Origin of the sequence: Vibrio sp. PID23_8 (assembly GCF_003584965.1) — a bacterium.
GTDB lineage: Bacteria > Pseudomonadota > Gammaproteobacteria > Enterobacterales > Vibrionaceae > Vibrio.
Genome location: NZ_LIXE01000002.1, coordinates 412,247 through 435,309, shown reverse-complemented (window position 1 = coordinate 435,309; position 23,063 = coordinate 412,247). Strand labels below are relative to the sequence as shown.

The window sequence follows — 23,063 nt, the reverse complement described above, 5'->3', positions numbered from 1 at the left end:
GTCGCCACTTTTATCCTTGATATTACAACGAGAGCGTTCTTGTTGCTCATTACTCCTAAGGAACTCAAATGACGGTTAAAACTCGTTTTGCTCCTAGCCCAACTGGCTACCTTCACGTTGGCGGTGCACGTACAGCACTTTACTCTTGGCTACTTGCTAAACACAATGGCGGTGAATTTGTTCTACGTATTGAAGACACTGACCTTGAGCGTAACTCTCAAGAAGCAGTTGACGCGATCATGGAGGGTATGGAATGGCTTGGTCTTGAGTGGAACGAAGGTCCTTACTTCCAGACTCAACGTTTTGATCGTTACAACGAGATGGTTGATCAGCTACTTGCTGAAGACAAAGCTTACAAATGTTACGCATCAAAAGAGCTGCTAGACGAAGTTCGTGCAGAACAAGAGCTAAACAAAGAGATGCCACGTTACGACGCAGACCATCCAAAGATTAAAGCGGCAAACGATGCGGCAAAAGATGGCGATCCATGCGTAATCCGTTTCCGTAACCCGAAAGATGGCAGTGTGGTATTTGATGACCAAATCCGTGGTCGTATCGAAATCAGCAACACGCAAATGGATGATCTGATCATCCGTCGTACCGATGGTTCTCCAACGTACAACTTCTGTGTAGTGGTTGACGATTGGGATATGGGCATCACTCACGTTGTGCGCGGTGAAGACCACATTAATAATACGCCTCGTCAGATCAATATCTACAAAGCGCTAGGAGCGAAAGTACCAACATTCGCTCACTGTGCAATGATTCTTGGTGATGACGGTGCAAAACTGTCTAAACGTCACGGCGCGGTATCAGTAATGCAATACCGCGATATGGGTTACCTACCAACTGCACTAAACAACTACTTAGTGCGCCTAGGTTGGTCTCACGGTGATCAAGAAATCTTCTCTCAAGAAGAGATGATCAACCTATTCAGCCTAAATGCAGTCTCTAAGTCAGCGTCGGCATTCAATACTGACAAGCTACTATGGTTGAATAACCACTACATTAAGAACTCAGATCCAGCGTACGTTGCAGAGCATCTACAATGGCACCTAGATCAGCAAAAACTGGATGTAACTAACGGCCCTGCTATCACTGAAGTGATCAAGCTTGTGGGTGAGCGTTGTAACACACTAGTAGAACTTGCCGAGCAAATCCGTTACTTCTACGAAGACTTCTCTGAGTTTGAAGCGGGTGCAGCGAAGAAACACTTACGTGGTGTCGCAAAAGAGCCTCTAGAAACAGCCCTTGCTAAAGTTGAGGCCATGACTGAATGGACAACTGAAAACTTACATCAAATGATCGCAGACGTATGTGCGGAGCTTGAAATTGGTATGGGTAAAATTGGTATGCCGCTACGCGTTGCGGTAACGGGTGGCGGTCAGTCTCCTTCCGTTGACGCAGTAATGGCGCTGATTGGCAAAGAGCGTTGTATTGCCCGTATTAAGATGGCGCTTGAATTTATTGCTGAGCGTGAAGCTAACGCATAGTTATTTTGAATAAGTTGTTATAAAAGCCGCGATATTTTTCGCGGTTTTTTTGTATCTAATGAACAAGGAAAGCGTATTTCTAGCTACAGGTTGGTTGAATTTTTCACAGGCATGGCATTATTTAGCGCCATTAAAGATAAGTTTCATTTATTAAAATATAGCAGCCATGAATGTCATAATCGCAATTTAATTCATGCTATGTCTATGATTTATATCCATATCCATATCCATTAAAGTTCCCCAATTGTTGTCATCATTGATGAGAAATTAGTTTTCCTTACTTTTTCCATGTTAACTTTTCACGTAAACGTTGACGTAATTGGTTACACAGCAGCGTACAACCAACAAGTATCGAGAAACGTGCAGAGTCAGTTGCACATGCGCTAGTAGAAAAAGGTATTGATGCTTCACGCATCCACGCTCGTGGTGAAGGTGAAAATAACCCAATCGCTTCAAATGACATTCGTGAAGGTCGTGAGCAAAACCGCCGCGTTGAAATCGTTGTTCCTGAGTTTGATTACCAAGTTCAACAATAAGCGTCTGCCTGACGCTTAGAAGCCTAACTGTACAATGCCCCAAAGAATCTGCTCTTTGGGGCATTTTTGTATTGGGTCTTACGTCAGGAGCATACTGACTGTTATTTGAGGTCGATACTATTAAGTCGCCCCATGAAGGTTAGGATCTCTAAATTATCTTTATGCGCATCTAATAGGGCTTTTTTAGTCTGCATGTAAGCCGCCAGCTTGCCATATTTGTTTATCGAGCGAACCACGGTTTTATACTTATACTCACCTTCATCATTAAATTCACGCCACTTTGCGATGTAGCAAGTATCGCGGTTGTTTGGGTCTTCAAGGGTAGGATTGGGTTTGTGCACTATCTTGGGTTCGACACTGTGCGGTAGCCTTGTCATCAGATAAGGGTCTTTCAAAAGGCGACGCCAAAACTTGCCCCACATTTCAAGTCCTAATTCATTTCGCAACTTAATGGCTTTCTTTAACGCTTTTTCCTCACCAAGACGAACAAAGCCTACAGAGCGATGCAATACTGTATCGTCAGGGGTATGAATGTGAATCTTAAAGGCCGTTTTGCCTTTAGAAATAAATCGGTGTCCGGTGTTAGTTATTAAATTGCTTTTAGACATAGCGATAATTAATAATCTTATTAATAGGCAAAGGGTAAGCAAATCTTACCGATAATTAAAGTAATAAAATTCAAAATTGTAAATGTGCACAATCGAACTTGATTTTCGTGAGAAGGACCTATACCCAAGTAACCTCGCCCTGCGGGAACGTGCCACTGAGGCACTTTCTTTTTCAAAAAAATAGCTGCGACAAACAACTTGGAAAGAGCTAGCTATTACACTGCGTTGTTTTCCTTGAATTTGAATCAGTGACTACGCTCTGAATTCCGCATCTTGAAGTCTCTTGGGTACATGATGGTATTTTGCCATCAATGACGTTCGATACACCGTGAAAAAGCAAAGGTGTCGTGACGATCTTCCCGCTGAATCGTGTGAGAACAGAATGAAAGATGACAACGGCCGAAAGTGGTTAAAGTTTAAATAATTACGGAAGATTTTTATCAAAATACCGATTCCCCACCTAAAATTGTTAGGGAAAATCCAATGACAGGGATCTGAAATGGCAAATGTAGATAAGACAACCAATAAAGGCATAAGCATCTTTGCATTAGCGATGCTAAATATCGTGGCAGTGGTGAGCTTAAGGGGGCTGCCTGCAGAAGCGGAATACGGGCTGAGTTCAATTTTTTACTACATTTTTGCAGCCATCGTATTCTTAGTGCCAGTTTCACTCGTCGCGGCAGAACTGGCGACAGGTTGGTCAGAAAAGGGGGGCGTTTTCCGTTGGGTTGGCGAGGCCTTTGGTCCTAAGTTAGCCTTCTTAGCGGTTTTTTTGCTTTGGATAGAAGTGACCGTATGGTTCCCTACCGTTCTGACCTTTGGGGCGGTGTCACTTGCTTATATAGGGCCCGATCAAAGTTGGGACCAGTCTCTCTCGGAGAATAAGTTTTTCGTACTTGCTATCGTGTTGGCGATCTATTGGTTTGCAACGTTTGTTGGCTTGAAAGGAACGGAAGCTTTCGCGAAAGTCGCTAAATGGGGGGGCTTAATAGGGACAATTATTCCAGGGGTAGTATTGATCGTATTGGGTTTTGCTTATTTAGGTGCAGGTAATGCGTCACAAGTCGAACTCGGTTGGAGTGAGTTAGTACCTGATTTCTCCAACTTTAATAATGTCGTGCTTGCGGCAAGCATTTTCTTATTTTATGCCGGTATGGAAATGAATGCCATCCATGTAAAAGAAGTAAAAGACCCTGGGCGAAATTACCCAATAGCAATAGGCATTTCCTCTATCGGTACCGTGGCTATTTTTGTGCTGGGAACATTGGCTATCGCATTTGTAGTGCCGCAAAAAGACATTAGCCTAACTCAGGGTTTGCTGGTCGCCTATAAACAGATGTTTGTCTGGGCAGGTATTGGTTGGGCATCACCCATTGTTGCGGTTTGCTTAGCATTCGGTGTATTAGCTGGGGTCGTCAGTTGGGTTGCCGGTCCATCTAGCGCTTTGCTGGTGGTAGCAAAAGGGGGGTATTTACCTCGTTTTTGGCAACACACCAACGATAAAGGCATGGCCACTAATATCATGATCGCACAGGCTGTGATTGTCACCTTCCTTTCCGTCACATTCGTTGTGTTGCCTTCGGTACAGGCCGCCTATCAAATTCTTAGTCAGTTAACCGTTATTTTATACTTAATCATGTACTTGCTGATGTTTTCTGCTGCTATTTATCTTCGTTATAGTCAGCCAAACCGCCCACGAACTTACAAAATTCCGGGTGGGAATATCGGTATGTGGATCATCGGTGGGTTAGGTTTCATCGGTTCTCTAATTGCTTTTTTATTCTCTTTTATACCACCCGCACAAGTTGCGGTAGGTAGTCCAACCATGTTTGTGTCAATTCTTGTGGTATTAGCGGCAATCTTTGTTGTTATTCCGTTCCTAATCTTTCGAGCTCGCAAGCCTCACTGGAAAGATCCAGAAACAACCGATTTTGCTCCGTTTACGTGGGAGCTGGAAGATATACACCCAGGCGTTGTGAATCACTCTGATGTCCATGTTCATAAACTGACCAAAAAAGAAGATTGATGGGAGCAGAATCATGGATAAGAAATTGAGTAAAGCCATTGACGATGCGTATGAACGCTACAGAGAGGTTGATGATGGTGCAAATGCATCCTATATCCCTTTTTTAGCGAAAGTCCCATCAGAATTGACAGGGCTGTGCTTTGTGTCGGTATCCGGTCATATGCATGCCATTGGCGATACAGAATATAAATTTGCCATAGAGTCGATTTCCAAAGTGATGACGTTGGCATTAGCGCTTAATCAGCATGGCAGTAAAGTGTTGCATGAAAAAATTGGCGCTGATGCAACGGGTTTACCATTTAATTCAGTGATGGCTTTAGAGCTTCATAACGGAAAACCGTTAAGCCCTTTAGTTAACGCAGGGGCAATGGCCACAGTAAGTTTGGTGAAAGCAACGGATGCAGAAGATCGCTGGGGCAAGATACTCGAGATGCAATCGGCTATGGCGGGGGGTAAGATCAAACTATCTGCACAAGTCAACAAATCTGAACAGAGCACGAACACACATAATAAAGCGATCGCTCTGCTGCTTGAGGCCTCAAATTGCATGTACTCTGATCCTTTTGAGGCGTGTGATGTGTATACCCGGCAATGTTCTACGCTTTTTAATTGTGTTGACCTTGCCACAATGGGGGCGTGTCTTGCCAACGGCGGCGTTAATCCTGTTACCTTAGAACCCGTTTTAAAGAACTCATTGGTTCCTTCCTTGTTGGCAGAAATGACAACAGAGGGATTGTACGAACGCAGTGGGGACTGGGCATTTGAGGTGGGGTTACCCAGTAAAAGTGGTGTAGGGGGCGGCTTGGTTGCCGTCATTCCCAATGTCGGGGCGCTGGCAGCGTTTTCCCCGCCTTTGGATGAAGCCGGAAACAGTGTTCGAGGTCAGTTGATGATCAAGTCTGTTGCAAACAAAATGGGATGGAATATTTTTAATGCACGCGTAAATGAATAACATTTACGAGTGCATGAGTAATGTCAATGATGGGTGAATAATATGTGGGAAAAGTACGGATATATTATAGCATCATTGATGGTGTTACTTAATAGTATATTAATATTTGACGTCGCTTTTGGTGCAAATCAATCTTTTGATATTATTTTTTTAATTGATGATATTTCAAAGCTTAACTTTGAAACGATAAAGAACTTGCCTTGGCTGTTGCTTGGCGTCTTTCAATTGTTAAATTGCATTGGACTATTTTTCAAAGCAAGAGCTGCATGGGCGATGAGCTGTATTTTGCTGATCGTTTATCTCATATTTACTGCGCAGTACTTTCCTAATCTCACTGTTAACTTTTCATTAGGTGTATTGACGCTGTTTGTCATGTTTTTTTTACGAAAGCATTTTCATCATAGCAGTACAGCAGCAGGTAGTATCGTTGCTTTTATCAGTATTATCATTCTTATTATCTACTCTACTTATGGCAGCTTGTACTTTGGAGACGGGTTTAAGCCAGAAATTGATTCGCTGACAACGGCGTTCTATTTCTCTCTGGTTACGATGACAACGGTGGGGTATGGTGACATTTTGCCAGTGAGTGATTCTGCGAGACTTTTTTCTGCCTCCATGATTACTGCTGGGATTGCCATTTTTGCAACATCATTGAGCACCGTGCTTGGTCCATTACTCAATAAAAGTTTTGGTAAGTTAATTCAGGGAGATAGAAAAGTGATGGAAAGGAAAGATCATTTTATTATTTGCGGTACCTCTACAATGGCCATGAATACGGTGCTTCGATTAAGAGAGCGCGGTTTGGCAATTACGATTATTACTATTCGACCAACCGATGAATTTCAGCAAATTGAACAAAGTCTGGAAGGAAAGTATGACATTATATCCGGAGACAGCTGCGATACATCAGTGTTAAAGAGTGCGGGATTAGAAAACTGCAAAGCGATTCTTGCTCTCACTGACACCGATGCAGACAACGCATTTATTGTTCTGTCTGCAAAGGATCTTAATCCAAATGCAAAAACGGTGGTAATTGTCAATGATAGTAAAAACATGAACAAAATAAAAAGAGTTCAGCCTGATGTTTTATTATCGCCACAATTACTTGGCAGTGAGGTGCTCGCTCGGTTATTAAATGGAGAGAGCATGGATAACAACGATTTAATTTCTATGTTTCTTGACTCTGGAAAGTAATACTAACGAGCTGAAAAAAGATGGCGCCCCCAGTAGGATTCGAACCTACGACCTGTCCCTTAGGAGGGGACTGCGCTATCCAGCTGTGCCATGGGGGCGTTAATTCAGATACGTGGTGTATGATATAAAAAAACAGTCACATAACAAGACTCTGTTCATGTTTTTAAAGCACTTTGTTCATTACGTCACCAATCTGTACGCTTGATGCCAGATTTGACTGGTCAATGGTCAGCTCTGCTTCGTGCTCGTAGAGTCGTGAAACCGTTAACGTGATAGCGCTCTGCGAGACTTTATTACGTGGCAGACCCTTTTGGTCGATGAAAGAGGCGGTATGCCACAATTGCAGCTTGTCGCCTTCTTTCACGCCGTGCATGCGACCGAGATCCATGGTGACTGTATTACCAAACACGGCTACTACTTCTGGTAAAGTGATTTTGCAAGACAGCTCTGATTCTAAGTCGAGCATAATATTACGGCTTACACGCAGCATCATTTCACCGTAAGTGGATGCCCAAAAACGTGCGCTGCTTGTATCGACTTGACTGGTTTTGGCAAATGGCCAACGCGCGACTTCACGGTAGTTTTTTTGGTAAACCTCGTGACCGGTTTTTCCATCGTAAACCTTTATTTCCAATGCAAACTGTCGATTGATGATATCATCTTTAAGCACTTTAGCATCAACCGTCGCCGTCAGGTCGGTGACTTCTCCGCCAATGATGTACTGTGCACCGTTGTCCTGGGCGATCATTTGGGTTCGCTCTGGATAGTGGCTATGGATTGAATAATCGGTTGTGCCAACCGAGACAAAGCTACGAGAAGTTTGGTCCAATTGGCGGTTTACTACATCACTGAAATCATCACCCACACGGTAAATTTGTCCCATCACTGCTTGCTGCGGTGACACGACGTCGATGTTGCCGACCAACACGGTTTTCTTATATTGATTCACGTGGCAACCCGTTGCCGATGGATAGATGTCCACACGGATCTTTATTTCCATTTTGCCACGGCGTTTGCGCTCTGATTCCACCAAGATGTAGCGTACTTCATGATTAGTGAATAGGTACTCTTTGCGGTTTTCTTCTAGCAGTGGCATCAAATTGCTAATGCTGCCAATATCTGCGCCCGAAAAATTGACGGCTTTGAAGAGTGCATCCTCTAATGCGTGCAACCTTGCCGCTTCATCTGAAGAAACGATCGTGGCAATGCCTGTCACTTCATACCATGACGCTGCCGTACGAAATGGCAGAAATAATATAAAAGTAATTGAAATTACGCTAAAAAATATTTTTTTCATTGTTTCTTGCCGTTTGGGTATAGATATTGCTTTATCAATTGCAATGAAGTTTGGTGGCTTTTTGTAAGTTTGACAACAGAAGAAAGCAAGGACTGTTCCAATATTGCATTTCTCGGCAGAGAAGTAATCAAAAAAACAGTGACACCTAAGATTATCTGGAGAATCAAACCATGAAAAGATGGCTTGTTGCCGCATCGATGATGACGCTTTTGACATCGTGCGCGTACTCACCAATTTACAATGGTAAAGAACCGTATTCCGGCAGCCAGTTCATGCTCATGGACAGCCCACGCCACACAATGGACTTCTTTATTGAAAGCATGACGGAAGAGTTGATGGTTTCAAACGTAGCGGTGTCATCACGTACACCTGTTGCGATTACATCATTTGTTGATTTGCAAAATATGGATGCGACTAACTGGTTGGGTAACTCGATATCGGAAGGGTTTATTCACCAATTCCAACGTCGTGGTTTTAAGGTCGTGGACTTTAAAACGACAGGGTCTATTCAGGTGACTCAACAAGGTGACTTTGCTCTAAGTCGTGATTGGCAAGATTTGGCGCATGAACAACAAATTCAATACGTACTGACTGGAACGATGTTACGTCAGGAAGGTGGCGTTTTAGTGAATGCACGTATTGTCGGTATGCAAAGCCGTATTGTTGTGGCTTCAGCACAAGCATTTTTGCCAGCAGATCGTATTGGCCGTGATTTAGATACACTGAATAGTATCCGTACTCAAGACGGGGTATTGATTCGTTCTGATCCTACCATTCGACAACCATACACTGTGATTCTCCGCCCGTAGGAAACAAGCATGAAAAAGTTATTATTTATTCTAGTGACATTGGTGCTGGTGGGCTGTCAGCCATTACAACAGATGCGCCAAGATGATATTTTAGTTGCGGTGGGCTACGCGAGCGTGAGTGAGCAAACTGGCCGCACGGTAGAAGAGAAGCGTGTTCGTGCTATGCGTGCGTCGAAGATTGATGCTTACCGAGAGTTAGCTGAGCAAGTGTATGGTATGCGAGTAAGCGGCCGTGCTGAGCTAGAAGATCAGCGTCTTGGTATTGAAACGACAACGGGTGCCGTTGATGGTGTGATCCGTGGGGCGGAGGTTGTGCGTAGCTATCTAGTTGAAGACAGTTACGTTACTGAGCTTCGTTTAGACATCCGTAAGATGGATAAACTGCGTGATTACGGTGAAGTACAACAGGTACCTGAGAAGCGTCAGCAGACCTTGTTTTAACCCATTTCTACGAATCAGGTAATTTTTTCTAGCGACTGATTGGCAACAATTGGTTGCTTTTTTATGTGCGACATTCAGTGCTAACAGGGATGGGCAGGAGAGCAAGGCGCGTTTTTAGGCTTTGATGTTCGTGCCGAGCGTTGAGATGGTATGAGTTTTACCGCCGGCATTGTAGGTCATGCCGATCTTACCGTGGGTATGCTGAAGCATATTGTTGAGCTTGTTGAAGCTCAATTGAGCACGGTTGAGCGATTCCCCATTTATTTGATTGGTGTGTTGGCAATCGAGGATGATGGATTGGATCTGTGCGACAACCTGACTTAGGTTTGCGTCATCAGTAAGTTGATTGACGTGCGGGTGAGAGGCAATTCGTTGATCGGTGGTTCTCAGTTGATCAATGAGTGTCATTTTTTCTTTGGCAAATTTCTCGATCTCAGAAGAGACACGAGCGGTGATCGCTTGTGTTTCTTGGCGTAACACACCAGAAAGTGCTTTTGCATTTTCCAGCTGGAAGTTAACAAGATCGACTAATGCTGCCATCAATACTTACCTTGGGCCTAAGTCAGTTAGCTTTTGCCTTGCAATTCGTTTTCAAACTTAATCATATTGTCGGCCAGTTTTTCTGGATCAACTTTGTATGAGCCGTTTGCGATTGCTTCTTTAATTGCCGCTACTTTTGCACTGTCATAAGCTGGAGATGCAGCCATATCCTTTTGCAGCTTGCTGACGGCCTTACCTTGCTGGCTCAATGAGACGGCGTCTTGTTGTGCTAGCGCTTTTTTTGATTCCGTGGTGCTTGTCGCCGTAGAATCATTACGGGCAGGTGAGCGACTTGTCGTCGTCATCTGGCCTGAGCGTATATTATCTATACTTACCATATTTCAACCTTAAATTCGTATCGTAATACTGGTATCCAGACTATCGACCATTAGCAAAATAACTTTAGGGAATTTTTGCATTTTTATTGTACATTTTTCCATCACCGCCAGTAAGTTATCAAACAGGACTAAAAGGTGATGGTGATTTCCGCAATGCCAGTCACAATGCCTTCTATTATACGTTGGGACTTGTCATTTTTCACTCTTACTTGATCACCAGTGGAACCATCCTGTAATGCCGTACCTTTAGTGGTAATGGTCATGCCTGATTTCACCGCTTTGATCGTCACTTTTTCATTGCGGCAAACCACACACACATCATTGCGCTCGACCACATCACCCAAGCGTACATTGCGTTTTAGTTTTGCCCCAATCACTTGTTCCTCGCGAGTAAAGCCATCTTTACGAAAGCGCTGTAATTCGATCATCGATGTAGTGATATCCGAAGCACTGATGATTTCGCCACGCCCCAGTTGACGAGTCGCAACGATCATTGGTACAGATGCAGAAATCCGAACCGGAACATACACCTTCCAGTTATCGATCGGACACTCAACTAATACATTGATATTACTGCGTGTGCTACTGGTTGAAGATGCAGACGTAGTAAGGGGCTCAGGGCAATCAGTGGCTCTAATACGTGGATCAATATTTGCCGCGCCCACTGACAATTCTCCTCCGACTGGTTGCTCGACCGTGGTAAGAATATGTTGCTCGGCAGCGGTTCTAATTTGTTCGAGTTGGATTTCTGTTGCTGACTGCACAAAAAAGCTAAACATACTGAGCATAATGCCGATAGACTTAGCGTACTTTGTGATGACTGCTCTACCTATAGTCATAGTCAATGGTGTCGCTATTATATTATGGTGCGCCATACTGTTTCCCTGGTATTATGCCTGCCAGTCGTAGAGTATCATTTAAAAACAAAAAGTTTGAGATGGAGATGAGCATATGACGGGGATTCTTGATTCGGTGAATCAGCGTACGCAACTCGTCGGCCAAAACCGATTGGAGCTACTGACTTTTCGGTTGATGGGACGACAGCGCTACGGTATTAACGTATTCAAAGTAAAAGAAGTACTGCAGTGTCCTAAATTGACGTTATTGCCAAATCTACACCCTCTAGTAAAAGGTGTTGCTCATATCCGTGGCCATACCGTGTCAGTGATTGACTTGAGTTTGGCGATCGGTGGTCGCCCAACGACAGATATCGATAAATGTTTTGTTGTGATCGCGGAATTTAACCGAACTATTCAAGCGTTCTTAGTCTCTTCAGTTGAGCGCATTATTAACATGCTCTGGGAAGCGATTTTGCCGCCGCCTGACGGCGCAGGTAAAGCACATTATCTAACCGCAGTAACCAACATCGACAACGAGCTAGTAGAAATCCTGGACGTTGAGAAAATCTTGGCAGAGATTGCACCGGTAGACGAAACCATGGATTCGACCATTGGTGAAGAAATCGCTCAAGCAGAGCAGGCGAAGCCGATAGTACGCCGCATTTTAATCGCGGATGACTCAACGGTCGCTCGTAAGCAAGTGGAACGAGCGATTAGCGCCATCGGATTTGAAGTGATCTCGGTGAAAGATGGTAAAGAAGCATACAATAAGCTGCTAGAAATGGCGCAAGAAGGTAGCATCTACGATCAGATTTCTTTGGTCATTTCTGATATCGAAATGCCAGAAATGGATGGCTATACGTTAACCGCTGAAATTCGCAGAAATGCAGATTTGAAGAACCTTTATGTTATTCTTCACTCTTCATTGAGTGGTGTCTTCAACCAAGCGATGGTCGAGCGAGTAGGGGCAAACTCCTTCATTGCGAAATTTAACCCAGGTGAGTTGGGGAACGCAGTTAAATCTGCATTAATACAATAAAAGAGACATTAATGACTGCTATTACAATCAGTGATCAAGAGTATCGTGACTTTAGCCGTTTTCTAGAATCACAATGTGGCATCGTATTAGGTGACAGTAAGCAATACCTCGTACGCAGCCGATTGAGCCCACTGGTGACTAAGTTTAAGCTCGCATCGTTGTCTGATTTGCTGCGTGATGTCGTAACAGGGCGCAATCGTGAACTGCGTATTGCTGCAGTGGATGCAATGACGACGAACGAAACATTGTGGTTTCGAGATACTTATCCGTTCACGGTATTAGCTGACAAACTCTTGCCGGAGATGGCGGCAAATAAACGACCAATTAAGATTTGGTCAGCGGCTAGCTCTTCTGGTCAGGAGCCGTACTCAATGGCGATGACGGTGCTAGAGACACAGCAGCGTAAGCCTGGATTGCTGCCTAGCGTATCGATCACGGCAACCGATATCTCTTCAAATATGTTGGATATGTGCCGTGCGGGTGTTTACGACAACCTTGCTTTGGGGCGTGGTCTTTCACCAGAACGTCGCCGTACGTTCTTTGAAGACGCAGGTGATGGACGCATGAAAGTAAAAGATAACGTAAAACGTATGGTGAATTTCCGTCCTCAGAACTTGATGGACAGTTACGCCCTTTTAGGGAAATTCGACATTATTTTTTGTCGTAATGTCTTGATCTACTTCTCACCAGAGATGAAATCGAAAGTGCTGAACCAAATGGCAAACAGCTTAAACCCTGGTGGTTACCTGCTGTTGGGTGCTTCGGAATCGCTCACTGGTTTGACCGACAAATTTGAAATGGTGCGCTGTAATCCAGGTATTATTTACAAGTTAAAGTAGCGATAAGCTAAAATAGCGGACTCTTTTTAAAACAATGAAGCCTGACCTTGTTTCAGGCTTTTCTTTTTGTTCCTTTCCATCCCACCATTTCGTTACTCATTTCTGCGTTTCTCCTCGTTAAAGATCTGGCCATTTTTGCCTTCAATGCATCAAAGGGTGTATATTTTTTAGTGAGTCAGATTGATTAACTGACTTGATATGACATTCAATCACCTACTTTGGCTTGCTTATTGCGATCCATTACGTTGATAACCAAACGGCAAAACGGCACATCGCTTTTTGGCATGCTAATTGCTTTTGGTTACTAATGACGGTCAGTTCTTAATGTAGAGGCAAACATGGCTATTTCTTTTGACAATGCACTAGGTATTCACCAACACACGGTGGGTGTACGCGAGCGCAACGCGGAGGTGATTTCCACCAACATCGCGCAAGCAAACACGCCTGGCTACAAATCAAGAGGTTTAGACTTTGCTAAGGAATTACAGGCGGCAAGTTCAGGGGCAAGCATCGGTCTTAGCCGAACGGATGGTCGGCACATTCCTGCCACTACTACGTTGACGGGGGATAAACTGTATCGTCTTCCTACTCAACCAGATACAGGCGATGGCAATACAGTTGATTTGGATTTAGAGCGTAACTTGTTTATGCAAAACCAAATTAGACACCAAGCCTCGCTAGACTTTCTAGGCGGCAAATTCAAGAACTTAACCAAAGCAATCAAAGGGCAATAATTTAGATGAGCTTATTTAACGTTTTTAATGTGACAGGTTCTGCAATGAGCGCTGAGTCTGTTCGTCTGAATACTACCTCGAGCAACTTGGCCAACGCCGACAGTGTCAGCAGCTCTGCGAAAGACACTTACAAGGCGCGTCATGCTGTGTTTGGTGCTGAGTTAAGTAATGCCATGCGTGGCGGTGATACGGTGCCGGTGAAAGTTCTGGGTATTGTAGAAAGCGATAAACCGCTGAATGCGGAGTACAACCCTGATCATCCCCTTGCAAACGAAGAAGGCTACATCTACAAGCCAAACGTGAATGTAATGGAAGAAATGGCAAATATGATTTCAGCTTCTCGCGCTTACCAAACCAATGTGCAAGTGGCTGATTCTAGTAAACAGATGCTGCTGCGTACGCTGCAGATGGGTCAATAGGGTAAGGGGGTAGCGTATGGCCGGAATTAATAACATTGGTCAAAGCGGCTTGTCCTACATCGACCAGCTTAAAAGCCTACAAGAGAACAAAAAAGCCAACGAGAGCACAGGTAAGCAGGACCTGAAACAGGAAGACTTCCTATCTTTGCTCACTAAGCAATTGTCTCAGCAGGATCCTTTTAAGCCGGTAGGTAATGACCAGATGATTGCGCAAATGGCGTCATTTGCGACCGTAGATGGTATCGGCAAGATGAACTCTCAGTTTGAGAGCTTAAACTCGTCAATGACGTCAAACCAAGCATTGCAGGCTTCCTCTTTGGTTGGTCGTGACGTTTTGGTCCCAGGTGCGGCGGGTGTGAAGCAAGACAATGCGAGCATGGCGGCAATGGTGAAGCTTACACAGCCACTCGATAACCTATTTGTTCGAGTGGAAAACGAAGCTGGCCAACTGGTGCGTACTTTTGAGGTAGGTGCGAAACCAGCCGGTGACACTCGTGTGCTTTGGGACGGTAATGATGAAAACGGAAATCCATTACCTGCTGGCAAATACAATGTGAAAGCGTCTGGCTTGGTCGAAGGGACATCGCAAGAGTTTCCAGTATCGACTTATGCGAACGTGAATAGTGTGTTGCTAGGTAAGGGCGACGGAAACGTATTACTCAATCTGGCAGGCTTTGAATCGCCAGTTCGACTTGCAGAAGTGTTGGAAGTCGGCAAAGCGTAATCAATAGCATGTTAGATTAGGAGATTTTGGAATGTCATATGTATCTTTAAGCGGTCTGTCCTCCGCTCAACTGGATTTGAACACCACAAGTAATAACATTGCGAACGCCAACACCTACGGTTTTAAAGAGTCTCGTGCGGAGTTCAGCGATGTGTATTCAAACTCTTTGTTCACTAACGCAAAGACCACACCGGGTGGTGGTGCGCAAGCAAACCAAGTGGCGCAGCAGTTTCACGAAGGTTCAAGCATTTATACCAACAACCCAATGGATTTACGTGTAGCGGGCTCTGGCTTCTTTGCGGTGGCAAAAGAACGCATGGTGCCACAACAGAATGAATTGACCCGTAATGGTGCCTTTCATTTGAACAAAGATAACTACATGGTAACGGCCAACGATGAGTTTTTGCTTGGTTACGAAGTGAATAAAGACACAGGTGACGTTCTCTCTTATGAGCCTCAACCACTCAAAATTCCTGCTGAATTTGGTAAGCCAAAGCAGACAGCAAATATTGAAGTGGGCGTGAACTTGCCGGCAAATGGTGATTTGAAAGATCCAACCCAATTCGATTTTTCAAATCCAGAGACCTATAACCGTTCTACGTCTTCAACGATTTATGACTCGATGGGTCAATCTTACAAGTTAACGACCTACTACTTGAAAGATCAAACCCAGCCGAACACGTGGCAAACCTACTATACCGTAACAGACAAAGCAGGTGAGAAACCGCTAAACGTTGCTAATGGTGATGCTGCAACGCAGACGGGACACATTGGCCACACAATGAAGTTCAATAACGATGGTACGTTGGCAAGCTTGAACAATGGTCAGCCAATCACTTCTGTTGCACTGGGTGACCCAGCAACAAATGGCAGTCCGGTGGATCTAAATGGTGCCGATCCAGCACAGACGCTTAACTTCGGTCTAAATTCAGCGACTCAGTTTGCCGCGCCGTTTGAGCTAACCAAGTTTGATGAAGACGGTGCAACCACGGGCTTCTTAACAAAGATCGATTTTGATGAGTACGGTAGCGTATTGGGTACTTACTCAAACGGTGAAAACGTGACATTGGGGCGAGTGGCATTAGTACGAGTTCCTAACGAACAAGGCCTAGATAAGAAAGGCGGCACTCAATGGGATTCAACTCAGTTTTCTGGTGACAAGATCTGGGGTGAGTCAAACAAAGGCTCTTTTGGCACGATCAACAACGGTACGCTGGAACAGTCAAACATTGATATGACTCAGGAGTTGGTGGATCTGATTTCTGCTCAACGCAACTTCCAAGCAAACTCACGTGCGCTAGAAGTACACAACCAACTGCAACAAAATATCCTGCAGATTCGCTAGGGCGCTAGGCCGATAGTTCGATAATCTGTTTCATCAAACGCTGCGTGCGCTTGCCGCTTCGTTTGATAATAGTATGACATTCATCTAATGCTCAACCGGAACACACCTCAGTTCAGGTTGAGCTTGTTTTGATCTCCTGTTTGCCGCTGTTGCCGCTCGGTGGTTAAAAACTTGCCTCTCCTTCGGTATATTCATCTTAAATTACTTCCGATAATCCGCGCATTTCAACTCAATTCTCTGATTAATAGTGACATTTTAATATTGGCATAGCTTTTGCTATTTACTCCATGGTACAGAGAATTTTTGGAGTAATTTATGGATCGCGCACTGTTTCTCGCAATGAGTGGCGCCAAGCAAAATATGCAGGCCCTGCAATTGCGTGCCAACAACCTGGCAAACGTAAGTACGACTGGCTTTCGTGCTGATTTAGCTCAAGCTCGTTCTATGCAAGCTTATGGTGAAGGTCACCCTTCGCGTGTATTCAGTATGACAGAACGTCCTGGGCATAACTTTGCTCAAGGCAGTGTGATTACGACAGGCCGCGATCTCGATATTACCGTTGAAGGCAGTGGTTGGATCTCTGTTATGGATCACACCGGTAAAGAAGGTTTGACGCGTAACGGTAATCTAAAAGTGGATCAAAACGGTTTACTGACTAACGCAAGTGGTCACGTGGTGCTTGGTGAAAACAACGCACCGATTACCTTACCTGTTCCTGTCTCAAAAATTGAAATCGGTCGTGATGGCACTATCTCTGTACTGCCTCAAGGTGCGCCGGCTGGAGAATTAGCCGTGGTTGATCGTATTAAGCTTGTACGTACAGACGATCAAAGTTTGTTTAAAGATACCAATGGCTTATTTCGCCACAAAACTCCAAATCAGCCTTACGAAGCAGATGGAACCATCAGCATCCAAACTGGTGCAATTGAAGGTAGTAACGTCAACGCCGTAGGTGAAATGACCGCACTGATTGATCTACAGCGTCAGTTTGAAATGCAGGTCAAAATGATGAGCACCGCTGAAGAGATGGATAAATCTTCAGATTCATTGCTTCGTATGAGTTAACAGAGTTAGAGGTTCACAATGCATCCAGCACTATGGGTAAGTAAAACGGGTCTAGACGCTCAGCAGACCAATATCGCAACGATTTCGAACAACTTGGCGAACGCTTCAACCGTGGGCTACAAAAAGAGCCGTGCAGTATTCGAAGATTTGTTTTACCAAAACATCAACCAACCAGGTGGTCAGTCATCTCAAAATACAGAGCTTCCAAGTGGCTTAATGCTGGGGGCGGGTTCTAAAGTCGTGGCAACGCAAAAGGTGCACACCCACGGTAACGCGCAAACCACGACCAACGCATTAGATATGATGGTGGAAGGCGATGGCTTCTTCCAAGTCACGATGCCTGACGGCAATATCGGTTACACTCGTAATGGTCAATTCACGTTAAATGGTGAAGGTACACTGGTGACCTCTGGTTCTGGCTACCCGGTAGAACCAGAAATTGTCATTCCTGAAGACGCGATTTCTATCACTGTTGGTACCGATGGTGAAGTGTCGGTGCGAGTACGAGGCCAGCAAGACAATCAGGTTGTTGGACAGTTGACGATTACGGATTTTGTTAACCCAGGCGGCTTAGAGCCAATTGGTCAAAACCTTTACTTACCAACAGGCGCAAGTGGTGACCCACAAGAAGGTGTCCCTGGTCTCGATGGTTTGGGTGAGATCCGTCAGTCGATGTTGGAAGCATCCAACGTGAATGTGACTGAAGAGCTGGTCAACATGATTGAAGCGCAGCGCGTGTATGAAATGAACTCAAAAGTGATCTCATCGGTTGATAAGATGATGAGCTTTGTGAATCAGCAGTTGTGATAACTAGGACGAATAATTAAGGAGCCAATGATGAAACGTATTTGTCTACTTGCACTTATCGCCACGATGTCTGGTTGCACAATGCTCGACCCCATCGAGACGGTTGAAGTGACGCAAACGACCACCGTTGTGGATGCGGTTGAAGGTGATAAATCGCAAGAAGAGAGTAGCGGCATCATTGACATTTTACGTGGCAGAACGGATCCGGTCGCTGGCGATCCTGCGTGGGCACCGATTCACCCTAAACAGAAGCCAGAGCATTACGCTGCGGCAACAGGTTCATTGTTCAGCGCTGAGCACATTACCGATCTTTATGATGACTCTAAGCCACGTGGTATCGGTGACATCATTACTGTAACGCTAGATGAAACCACACGTGCGACTAAGAGCGCGAACGCGGACTTATCGAAAACCAACGATGCAACGATGGAACCTCTGTCTGTCGGTGGTCAAGAGCTGCAAATTGGCGGCAAATACAACTTCTCGTACGAACTAAACAACACCAACACCTTCGTCGGTGACTCTTCTGCTAAGCAAAGCAACAGCATTAGCGGTTACATCACGGTGGAAGTGATTGAAGTGCTGGCAAACGGTAACCTTGTGATCCGTGGTGAGAAATGGATGACGTTAAATACTGGCGATGAGTACATTCGTTTGAGCGGTACAATTCGTCCTGATGATATCAACTTCGACAATACGATTGCGTCAAACCGTGTATCTAACGCAAGAATTCAATACTCAGGCACAGGCCTAGCACAAGATATGCAAGAGCCGGGCTTCTTGGCACGATTCTTTAATGTCGCTTTGTAAGACGCCGCTAATGACGGCAAATTGACGGCAAGAGATTAAGTAAGCATGAAAAGAATCTTATTAGCACTGCTGAGCGTTTCACTGTTTGCAACCTCAGCCCAAGCTGCACGTATCAAAGACGTCGCGCAAGTGGCAGGTGTGCGTAGCAACCAACTTGTGGGTTACGGTTTGGTTTCAGGCTTACCCGGTACTGGGGAATCTAACCCGTTTACAGAGCAAAGTTTTGCGGCCATGCTGCAAAACTTCGGCATTCAAATGCCGCCAGGTACCAAGCCAAAAATTAAAAACGTTGCCGCTGTCATGGTAACGGCAGAGCTTCCTCCATTTTCAAAGCCGGGTCAGCAAGTTGATGTGACCGTTTCTTCTATCGGCAGTGCGAAAAGCCTACGTGGCGGTACATTACTACAAACGTTTTTGAAAGGTCTTGATGGACAAGTTTACGCGGTTGCACAAGGTAACTTGGTGGTAAGCGGATTCAGTGCTGAGGGCGCGGACGGTTCAAAGATTGTCGGTAACAATCCAACAGTAGGCCTTATCTCTAGTGGTGCAATGGTCGAGCGCGAGATACCAAGCCCATTTGGCCGTGGCGATTACATCACCTTTAACCTACTTGAATCAGACTTTACTACAGCGCAGCGCATGGCTGATGCAGTGAACAGTTTCCTTGGCCCGCAAATGGCGAGTGCCGTCGATGCCACATCGGTCCGCGTGCGTGCACCACGCGATGTAAGCCAACGAGTCGCATTCTTGTCAGCCATCGAAAACTTAGAGTTCGACCCGGCTGATGGCGCGGCGAAGATCATAGTGAACTCTCGTACGGGTACTATCGTTGTTGGCAAGCATGTTCGTCTTAAGCCTGCGGCAGTGACGCACGGTGGTATGACGGTAGCGATTAAAGAAAGCTTTAATGTGAGCCAACCAAACGGCTTCTCGGGCGGTCAAACGGTGGTTGTGCCAGACTCTGATATCGAAGTGAACGAAGAGAAAGGCAAAATGTTTAAGTTCGAACCAGGCTTGACGCTTGATGATCTGGTTCGCGCAGTCAATGAAGTAGGCGCTGCACCTTCTGACTTAATGGCCATTCTACAAGCATTGAAACAAGCTGGCGCTATTGAAGGCCAGCTGATCATCATCTAATCGATTAGGAGGTGAACGGTGGTAAACAATCCTAACGATATCGGCTTTATTCATGACATCAGCTCGCTAGATTCACTGCGTCAAAAGGCAGTAAAAGAAGGCAAAGAGGGTGAACAAGAAGCGCTGCGCGCTGCGGCTCGTCAGTTTGAATCTATCTTTACTTCGATGATGCTAAAATCGATGCGCGAAGCCAATGAAGGCTTCGAATCAAATTTCATGAACAGTCAAAATGAAAAGTTTTATCGTCAAATGCTGGATGAGCAGATGGCCAGTGAGTTGAGTGCGTCTGGTTCAATGGGCTTGGCTGACATGATTGTTCAGCAGTTGACGGTTGGTCAGAGCAACGACAAGAGTGAAACGGCAATGCGCGATGCGGTAAACAATGCGGTGGAATACCGTCGTGTGGATCCGAAGAAAGCGCGTGAAATTGAACAACGCTTGATCGAATCCGGTCAACTGTCTCGCTCTGGGTTAGACATTGCGCGCCCGGAGTCAGAACCATCTCGTTTTGATACACCTGAATCTTTCGTTAATTCGATGAAGCCATACGCAGATCGTGCGGCAAAAGCATTAGGTGTTGAGCCTTCATTATTGCTTGCTCAAGCCGCTCTAGAAACGGGTTGGGGACAAAAGGTGGTGCAAAACGCACGTGGCAGCAGTAACAACCTGTTCAACATCAAAGCGGATCGTAGTTGGCAGGGTGACAAAGTCACCACCCAGACACTGGAGTTTCATGATAATACCCCAGTGAAAGAGACTGCGGCCTTTCGCGCTTACTCTAGCTACCAAGACAGCTTTAATGATTATGTCCGTTTTTTGAGTGATAATCCTCGTTACGAGACCGCACTTCAGCAAGGTGGTGGCTCTGAAGCATTTATTCGTGGCATACATAGCGCAGGTTACGCCACGGACCCTCACTACGCGGACAAAGTTCTGCAAGTGAAGAAAAAAATCGAAAGCATGTAACTCACGTTTTTAACGGTGATATATCTTCGACATTGTCACATTCAATTTCCCTAAGGCTTGCTCAATCGCAAGCCTTTCTTTTTAGCTGTTGAACCTCTGATATAAATTGGCACACCTTTTGCTAATTCCTATTTAGGTGATCGGTTAATACCGATTTTATTTCGTTTTTTGGGGGCATGTATGGCGTCAGATCTTCTGAATGTAGGTACTCAAAGTGTGCTTACTGCTCAGAGACAGTTAAATACGACTGGTCATAATATTTCTAATGCTAATACAGAAGGTTACAGCCGTCAGTCTGTCATACAAGGCACCAACGATCCGCGTCAATTTGGTGGTTCTACCTACGGCATGGGCGTGCATGTGGAAAATGTTCGCCGCTCTTGGGATGAGTTTGCCGTGAAAGAGCTTAATCTCTCCACCACTAACTATGCGAATAAGCTCGACAACGAAAAAAATCTTGATTTGCTTTCAAGCATGTTGTCATCGGTGGCATCGAAGAAAATCCCAGAGAACCTCAATGAATGGTTTGATGCGGTGAAAACCATGGCGGATACACCAAATGATATGGGCGCACGTAAAGTCGTATTGGAAAAAGCCAAGCTACTGAGTGATACCCTAAACGAATTTCATGAGACTGTGCGCCGGCAATCTGATGTGACGAACAAATCGCTGGATATGGGGATTGAGCGCGTGAACCAACTGGCGGTCGAAATCCGTGATATGCACCGCTTAATGATGCGCACTCCAGGCCCTCACAATGATTTGATGGACCAACACGAAAAATTGGTCAAAGAGCTTTCCGAATACACCAAAGTAACGGTCACACCGCGCAAAAACTCAGAAGGCTTCAACGTCCATATTGGCAATGGTCATACGCTCGTTTCAGGCACAGAAGCCAGCCAACTTAAGATGATTGATGGCTCTCCAGATGTACACCAACGTCGCCTTGCTATGGTGGAAGGTGGCGGTATCAAAGCGATCAAGTCAGATGACATCGACGGTAAGATTGGCGCACTGCTGAATATGCGCGATGAGCACATTCCACAAGTGATGGATGAACTTGGCCGTCTGGCTACTGCATTTTCTAGTGAAATTAACCATTTGCAATCGCAAGGTTTGGATCATAACGGCAATGTGGGCGACCCGCTGTTTACCGATGTGAACTCAGAGGTACTGGCTACGTCTCGCGTGATTACTGGGCCGCAGTCTACTGCGGATATGGCGGTCTATATCGATAATATTAGCGCGTTGAAGGGCGGTGAATATTCCCTGCGTTATGATGGCGACCGCTACAGCGTGACTAAGCCAAATGGCGAGACGATTAAAGTTGACACCGTTTCATCCGGTAATGCGTTTTACCTTGATGGTATGCGGGTAGAAGTGCGCAACGAGCCTAAAGTCGGTGAACAAGTATTGCTTCGTCCAACTCGTAGCAGCGCTGCACAAATGAAAGTGGAAACGACGGATCCAAAAGCGATTGCGGCACAAAGTTATGAAGCCTCGACGACGTTTGCTCAAGGTAATGCAAAATTCGAAATCATCGATGCCGGAGATCTGCGTGAGTTTGAAGTTGTGGTATCCCCAACAGGCGATCAATTTGCGGTTACGGATACCCAAGGTAATGTGATCATGGCGCCCCAACCGTATCCACCAAGTGGTTCAGTGTCTGTTTCTCTCCCGAGTAATCACCCAGGTTACAAAAACGGAGCAGAGACGGTATTTGAACTGAGCAGCGGTGCGCTGGCGAATGATAAATTCACCGCTAACCTTGTCCCTTCTGAAGGTGATAACGGCAACTTGCGTAAGATGCAGAATATTCAGACAGACAAAAAAATGAATGATAACGAGTCGACGATTTTGAGCGTGTACTTCAATCTGAATACCGATGTCGGTTTGAAAACGTCAACGGCGACGCGTTTGGCAGATGTTGCACGGTTAGAAAGCGAAGCGGCGCAAGAGCGCATGGCATCGATCTCAGGAGTTAACCTGGATGAAGAAGCGGCCAATATGATGAAGTTTCAACAGGCATACATGGCATCTTCTCGTGTGATGCAAGCGGCAAACGACACCTTCAATACCATCTTGCAATTGCGATAAAGGGGGCC

The 23,063-nt window shown here is 45.3% G+C and carries 23 protein-coding genes, 1 tRNA gene and 1 pseudogene; 19 read left to right on the top strand and 6 right to left on the bottom strand.

Going from position 1 to position 23,063, the window contains the following annotated elements; translation table 11 throughout:
- The first annotated feature begins 68 nt into the window (after positions 1–68).
- Both gltX and AK966_RS05885 read left to right on the top strand, forming a co-directional pair.
- Positions 69–1,493, top strand: a complete 1,425-nt coding sequence (gene gltX, locus AK966_RS05890) for a glutamate--tRNA ligase (RefSeq protein WP_099079263.1) — start codon at positions 69–71, stop codon at positions 1,491–1,493.
- A gap of 306 nt (positions 1,494–1,799) precedes the next feature.
- Positions 1,800–2,029 (top strand): annotated as a pseudogene (locus tag AK966_RS05885) (OmpA family protein); the annotation flags it as partial.
- A gap of 101 nt (positions 2,030–2,130) precedes the next feature.
- Here the strand turns inward: AK966_RS05885 and AK966_RS05880 are convergent.
- Positions 2,131–2,637 (bottom strand): Fe3+-citrate ABC transporter substrate-binding protein, encoded by a 507-nt coding sequence (locus AK966_RS05880; RefSeq protein ID WP_099079264.1) that lies wholly within the window; start codon positions 2,635–2,637, stop codon positions 2,131–2,133.
- A 499-nt stretch (positions 2,638–3,136) separates the two neighbouring features.
- On the opposite strand from AK966_RS05880, the gene gadC reads away from it, so the two are divergent.
- From gadC to kch, 3 genes are read left to right on the top strand one after another with little or no spacing between them, the layout of a single operon-like run.
- Positions 3,137–4,663 carry a putative glutamine/gamma-aminobutyrate antiporter GadC gene (gene gadC / locus AK966_RS05875; protein WP_119463716.1) on the top strand — a complete coding sequence of 509 codons (1,527 nt, stop codon included), beginning with the start codon at positions 3,137–3,139 and terminating at the stop codon, positions 4,661–4,663.
- A gap of 13 nt (positions 4,664–4,676) precedes the next feature.
- Complete coding sequence (glsA, locus tag AK966_RS05870) at positions 4,677–5,615, top strand: glutaminase A (protein ID WP_119463715.1); 939 nt, start codon at positions 4,677–4,679, stop codon at positions 5,613–5,615.
- Between the two features lie 42 nt (positions 5,616–5,657).
- The gene (kch, locus tag AK966_RS05865) at positions 5,658–6,809 is read left to right on the top strand and encodes a voltage-gated potassium channel protein (RefSeq protein ID WP_182852595.1); all 1,152 of its coding nucleotides are present in this window, start codon (positions 5,658–5,660) and stop codon (positions 6,807–6,809) included.
- A 21-nt stretch (positions 6,810–6,830) separates the two neighbouring features.
- On the opposite strand, the gene AK966_RS05860 is transcribed toward kch, so the two are convergent.
- Both AK966_RS05860 and AK966_RS05855 read right to left on the bottom strand, forming a co-directional pair.
- Positions 6,831–6,907 (bottom strand) — tRNA-Arg (locus tag AK966_RS05860).
- A 65-nt stretch (positions 6,908–6,972) separates the two neighbouring features.
- Positions 6,973–8,106, bottom strand: a complete 1,134-nt coding sequence (locus AK966_RS05855; protein WP_119463714.1) for a flagellar assembly protein FlgT — start codon at positions 8,104–8,106, stop codon at positions 6,973–6,975.
- A gap of 170 nt (positions 8,107–8,276) precedes the next feature.
- Between AK966_RS05855 and AK966_RS05850 the strand changes: the two genes are divergently transcribed.
- A complete protein-coding gene (locus tag AK966_RS05850) occupies positions 8,277–8,915 on the top strand; it encodes a FlgO family outer membrane protein (RefSeq protein ID WP_099079266.1) in 639 nt (212 codons plus the stop codon).
- Positions 8,916–8,924: 9 nt separating this feature from the next.
- A complete protein-coding gene (gene flgP, locus AK966_RS05845; protein WP_099079267.1) occupies positions 8,925–9,356 on the top strand; it encodes a flagellar assembly lipoprotein FlgP in 432 nt (143 codons plus the stop codon).
- 114 nt (positions 9,357–9,470) lie between these two features.
- Here flgP and AK966_RS05840 read toward each other — a convergent pair whose 3' ends face one another.
- The 3 genes from AK966_RS05840 to flgA form a co-directional block, all read right to left on the bottom strand.
- Positions 9,471–9,896, bottom strand: a complete 426-nt coding sequence (locus AK966_RS05840) for a flagella synthesis protein FlgN (protein ID WP_099079268.1) — start codon at positions 9,894–9,896, stop codon at positions 9,471–9,473.
- 26 nt (positions 9,897–9,922) lie between these two features.
- The gene (gene flgM / locus AK966_RS05835) at positions 9,923–10,234 is read right to left on the bottom strand and encodes a flagellar biosynthesis anti-sigma factor FlgM (RefSeq protein ID WP_099079269.1); all 312 of its coding nucleotides are present in this window, start codon (positions 10,232–10,234) and stop codon (positions 9,923–9,925) included.
- A 128-nt stretch (positions 10,235–10,362) separates the two neighbouring features.
- A complete protein-coding gene (flgA, locus tag AK966_RS05830; RefSeq protein ID WP_119463713.1) occupies positions 10,363–11,109 on the bottom strand; it encodes a flagellar basal body P-ring formation chaperone FlgA in 747 nt (248 codons plus the stop codon).
- Positions 11,110–11,185: 76 nt separating this feature from the next.
- On the opposite strand from flgA, the gene AK966_RS05825 reads away from it, so the two are divergent.
- From AK966_RS05825 to flgK, 12 genes are all read left to right on the top strand, one after another.
- Positions 11,186–12,112, top strand: coding sequence for a chemotaxis protein CheV (locus AK966_RS05825; RefSeq protein ID WP_099079271.1), 927 nt, complete (start codon positions 11,186–11,188; stop codon positions 12,110–12,112).
- A gap of 11 nt (positions 12,113–12,123) precedes the next feature.
- Positions 12,124–12,951, top strand: a complete 828-nt coding sequence (locus AK966_RS05820) for a protein-glutamate O-methyltransferase (protein ID WP_099079272.1) — start codon at positions 12,124–12,126, stop codon at positions 12,949–12,951.
- Positions 12,952–13,289: 338 nt separating this feature from the next.
- Positions 13,290–13,685: a flagellar basal body rod protein FlgB gene (gene flgB / locus AK966_RS05815; protein ID WP_099079273.1), complete on the top strand. Its 396-nt coding sequence runs from the start codon at positions 13,290–13,292 to the stop codon at positions 13,683–13,685.
- A gap of 5 nt (positions 13,686–13,690) precedes the next feature.
- Positions 13,691–14,104 carry a flagellar basal body rod protein FlgC gene (flgC, locus tag AK966_RS05810; protein ID WP_099079274.1) on the top strand — a complete coding sequence of 138 codons (414 nt, stop codon included), beginning with the start codon at positions 13,691–13,693 and terminating at the stop codon, positions 14,102–14,104.
- A gap of 16 nt (positions 14,105–14,120) precedes the next feature.
- Positions 14,121–14,828, top strand: coding sequence for a flagellar hook assembly protein FlgD (gene flgD / locus AK966_RS05805; protein WP_099079275.1), 708 nt, complete (start codon positions 14,121–14,123; stop codon positions 14,826–14,828).
- Positions 14,829–14,859: 31 nt separating this feature from the next.
- Positions 14,860–16,173, top strand: coding sequence for a flagellar hook protein FlgE (flgE, locus tag AK966_RS05800; protein ID WP_099079276.1), 1,314 nt, complete (start codon positions 14,860–14,862; stop codon positions 16,171–16,173).
- 315 nt (positions 16,174–16,488) lie between these two features.
- Positions 16,489–17,238 (top strand): flagellar basal body rod protein FlgF, encoded by a 750-nt coding sequence (locus tag AK966_RS05795; protein ID WP_119463712.1) that lies wholly within the window; start codon positions 16,489–16,491, stop codon positions 17,236–17,238.
- An 18-nt stretch (positions 17,239–17,256) separates the two neighbouring features.
- Positions 17,257–18,045 (top strand): flagellar basal-body rod protein FlgG, encoded by a 789-nt coding sequence (gene flgG / locus AK966_RS05790; RefSeq protein ID WP_099079278.1) that lies wholly within the window; start codon positions 17,257–17,259, stop codon positions 18,043–18,045.
- 30 nt (positions 18,046–18,075) lie between these two features.
- Positions 18,076–18,855, top strand: coding sequence for a flagellar basal body L-ring protein FlgH (gene flgH / locus AK966_RS05785; RefSeq protein ID WP_119463711.1), 780 nt, complete (start codon positions 18,076–18,078; stop codon positions 18,853–18,855).
- 45 nt (positions 18,856–18,900) lie between these two features.
- Positions 18,901–19,992 carry a flagellar basal body P-ring protein FlgI gene (locus AK966_RS05780; protein WP_099079280.1) on the top strand — a complete coding sequence of 364 codons (1,092 nt, stop codon included), beginning with the start codon at positions 18,901–18,903 and terminating at the stop codon, positions 19,990–19,992.
- Between the two features lie 18 nt (positions 19,993–20,010).
- Complete coding sequence (gene flgJ, locus AK966_RS05775; protein ID WP_119463710.1) at positions 20,011–20,958, top strand: flagellar assembly peptidoglycan hydrolase FlgJ; 948 nt, start codon at positions 20,011–20,013, stop codon at positions 20,956–20,958.
- Positions 20,959–21,138: 180 nt separating this feature from the next.
- A complete protein-coding gene (gene flgK / locus AK966_RS05770; RefSeq protein ID WP_119463709.1) occupies positions 21,139–23,055 on the top strand; it encodes a flagellar hook-associated protein FlgK in 1,917 nt (638 codons plus the stop codon).
- Positions 23,056–23,063 lie beyond the last annotated feature (8 nt).

Excerpts from the sequence above, each read along its gene's own strand:
- gltX (WP_099079263.1), top strand. The coding sequence starts at position 69 with ATGACGGTTAAAACTCGTTTTGCTCCTAGCCCAACTGGCTACCTTCAC.
- AK966_RS05880 (WP_099079264.1), bottom strand. The coding sequence starts at position 2,637 with ATGTCTAAAAGCAATTTAATAACTAACACCGGACACCGATTTATTTCT.
- gadC (WP_119463716.1), top strand. The coding sequence starts at position 3,137 with ATGGCAAATGTAGATAAGACAACCAATAAAGGCATAAGCATCTTTGCA.
- glsA (WP_119463715.1), top strand. The coding sequence starts at position 4,677 with ATGGATAAGAAATTGAGTAAAGCCATTGACGATGCGTATGAACGCTAC.
- kch (WP_182852595.1), top strand. The coding sequence starts at position 5,658 with ATGTGGGAAAAGTACGGATATATTATAGCATCATTGATGGTGTTACTT.
- AK966_RS05855 (WP_119463714.1), bottom strand. The coding sequence starts at position 8,106 with ATGAAAAAAATATTTTTTAGCGTAATTTCAATTACTTTTATATTATTT.
- AK966_RS05850 (WP_099079266.1), top strand. The coding sequence starts at position 8,277 with ATGAAAAGATGGCTTGTTGCCGCATCGATGATGACGCTTTTGACATCG.
- flgP (WP_099079267.1), top strand. The coding sequence starts at position 8,925 with ATGAAAAAGTTATTATTTATTCTAGTGACATTGGTGCTGGTGGGCTGT.
- AK966_RS05840 (WP_099079268.1), bottom strand. The coding sequence starts at position 9,896 with ATGGCAGCATTAGTCGATCTTGTTAACTTCCAGCTGGAAAATGCAAAA.
- flgM (WP_099079269.1), bottom strand. The coding sequence starts at position 10,234 with ATGGTAAGTATAGATAATATACGCTCAGGCCAGATGACGACGACAAGT.
- flgA (WP_119463713.1), bottom strand. The coding sequence starts at position 11,109 with ATGGCGCACCATAATATAATAGCGACACCATTGACTATGACTATAGGT.
- AK966_RS05825 (WP_099079271.1), top strand. The coding sequence starts at position 11,186 with ATGACGGGGATTCTTGATTCGGTGAATCAGCGTACGCAACTCGTCGGC.
- AK966_RS05820 (WP_099079272.1), top strand. The coding sequence starts at position 12,124 with ATGACTGCTATTACAATCAGTGATCAAGAGTATCGTGACTTTAGCCGT.
- flgB (WP_099079273.1), top strand. The coding sequence starts at position 13,290 with ATGGCTATTTCTTTTGACAATGCACTAGGTATTCACCAACACACGGTG.
- flgC (WP_099079274.1), top strand. The coding sequence starts at position 13,691 with ATGAGCTTATTTAACGTTTTTAATGTGACAGGTTCTGCAATGAGCGCT.
- flgD (WP_099079275.1), top strand. The coding sequence starts at position 14,121 with ATGGCCGGAATTAATAACATTGGTCAAAGCGGCTTGTCCTACATCGAC.
- flgE (WP_099079276.1), top strand. The coding sequence starts at position 14,860 with ATGTCATATGTATCTTTAAGCGGTCTGTCCTCCGCTCAACTGGATTTG.
- AK966_RS05795 (WP_119463712.1), top strand. The coding sequence starts at position 16,489 with ATGGATCGCGCACTGTTTCTCGCAATGAGTGGCGCCAAGCAAAATATG.
- flgG (WP_099079278.1), top strand. The coding sequence starts at position 17,257 with ATGCATCCAGCACTATGGGTAAGTAAAACGGGTCTAGACGCTCAGCAG.
- flgH (WP_119463711.1), top strand. The coding sequence starts at position 18,076 with ATGAAACGTATTTGTCTACTTGCACTTATCGCCACGATGTCTGGTTGC.
- AK966_RS05780 (WP_099079280.1), top strand. The coding sequence starts at position 18,901 with ATGAAAAGAATCTTATTAGCACTGCTGAGCGTTTCACTGTTTGCAACC.
- flgK (WP_119463709.1), top strand. The coding sequence starts at position 21,139 with ATGGCGTCAGATCTTCTGAATGTAGGTACTCAAAGTGTGCTTACTGCT.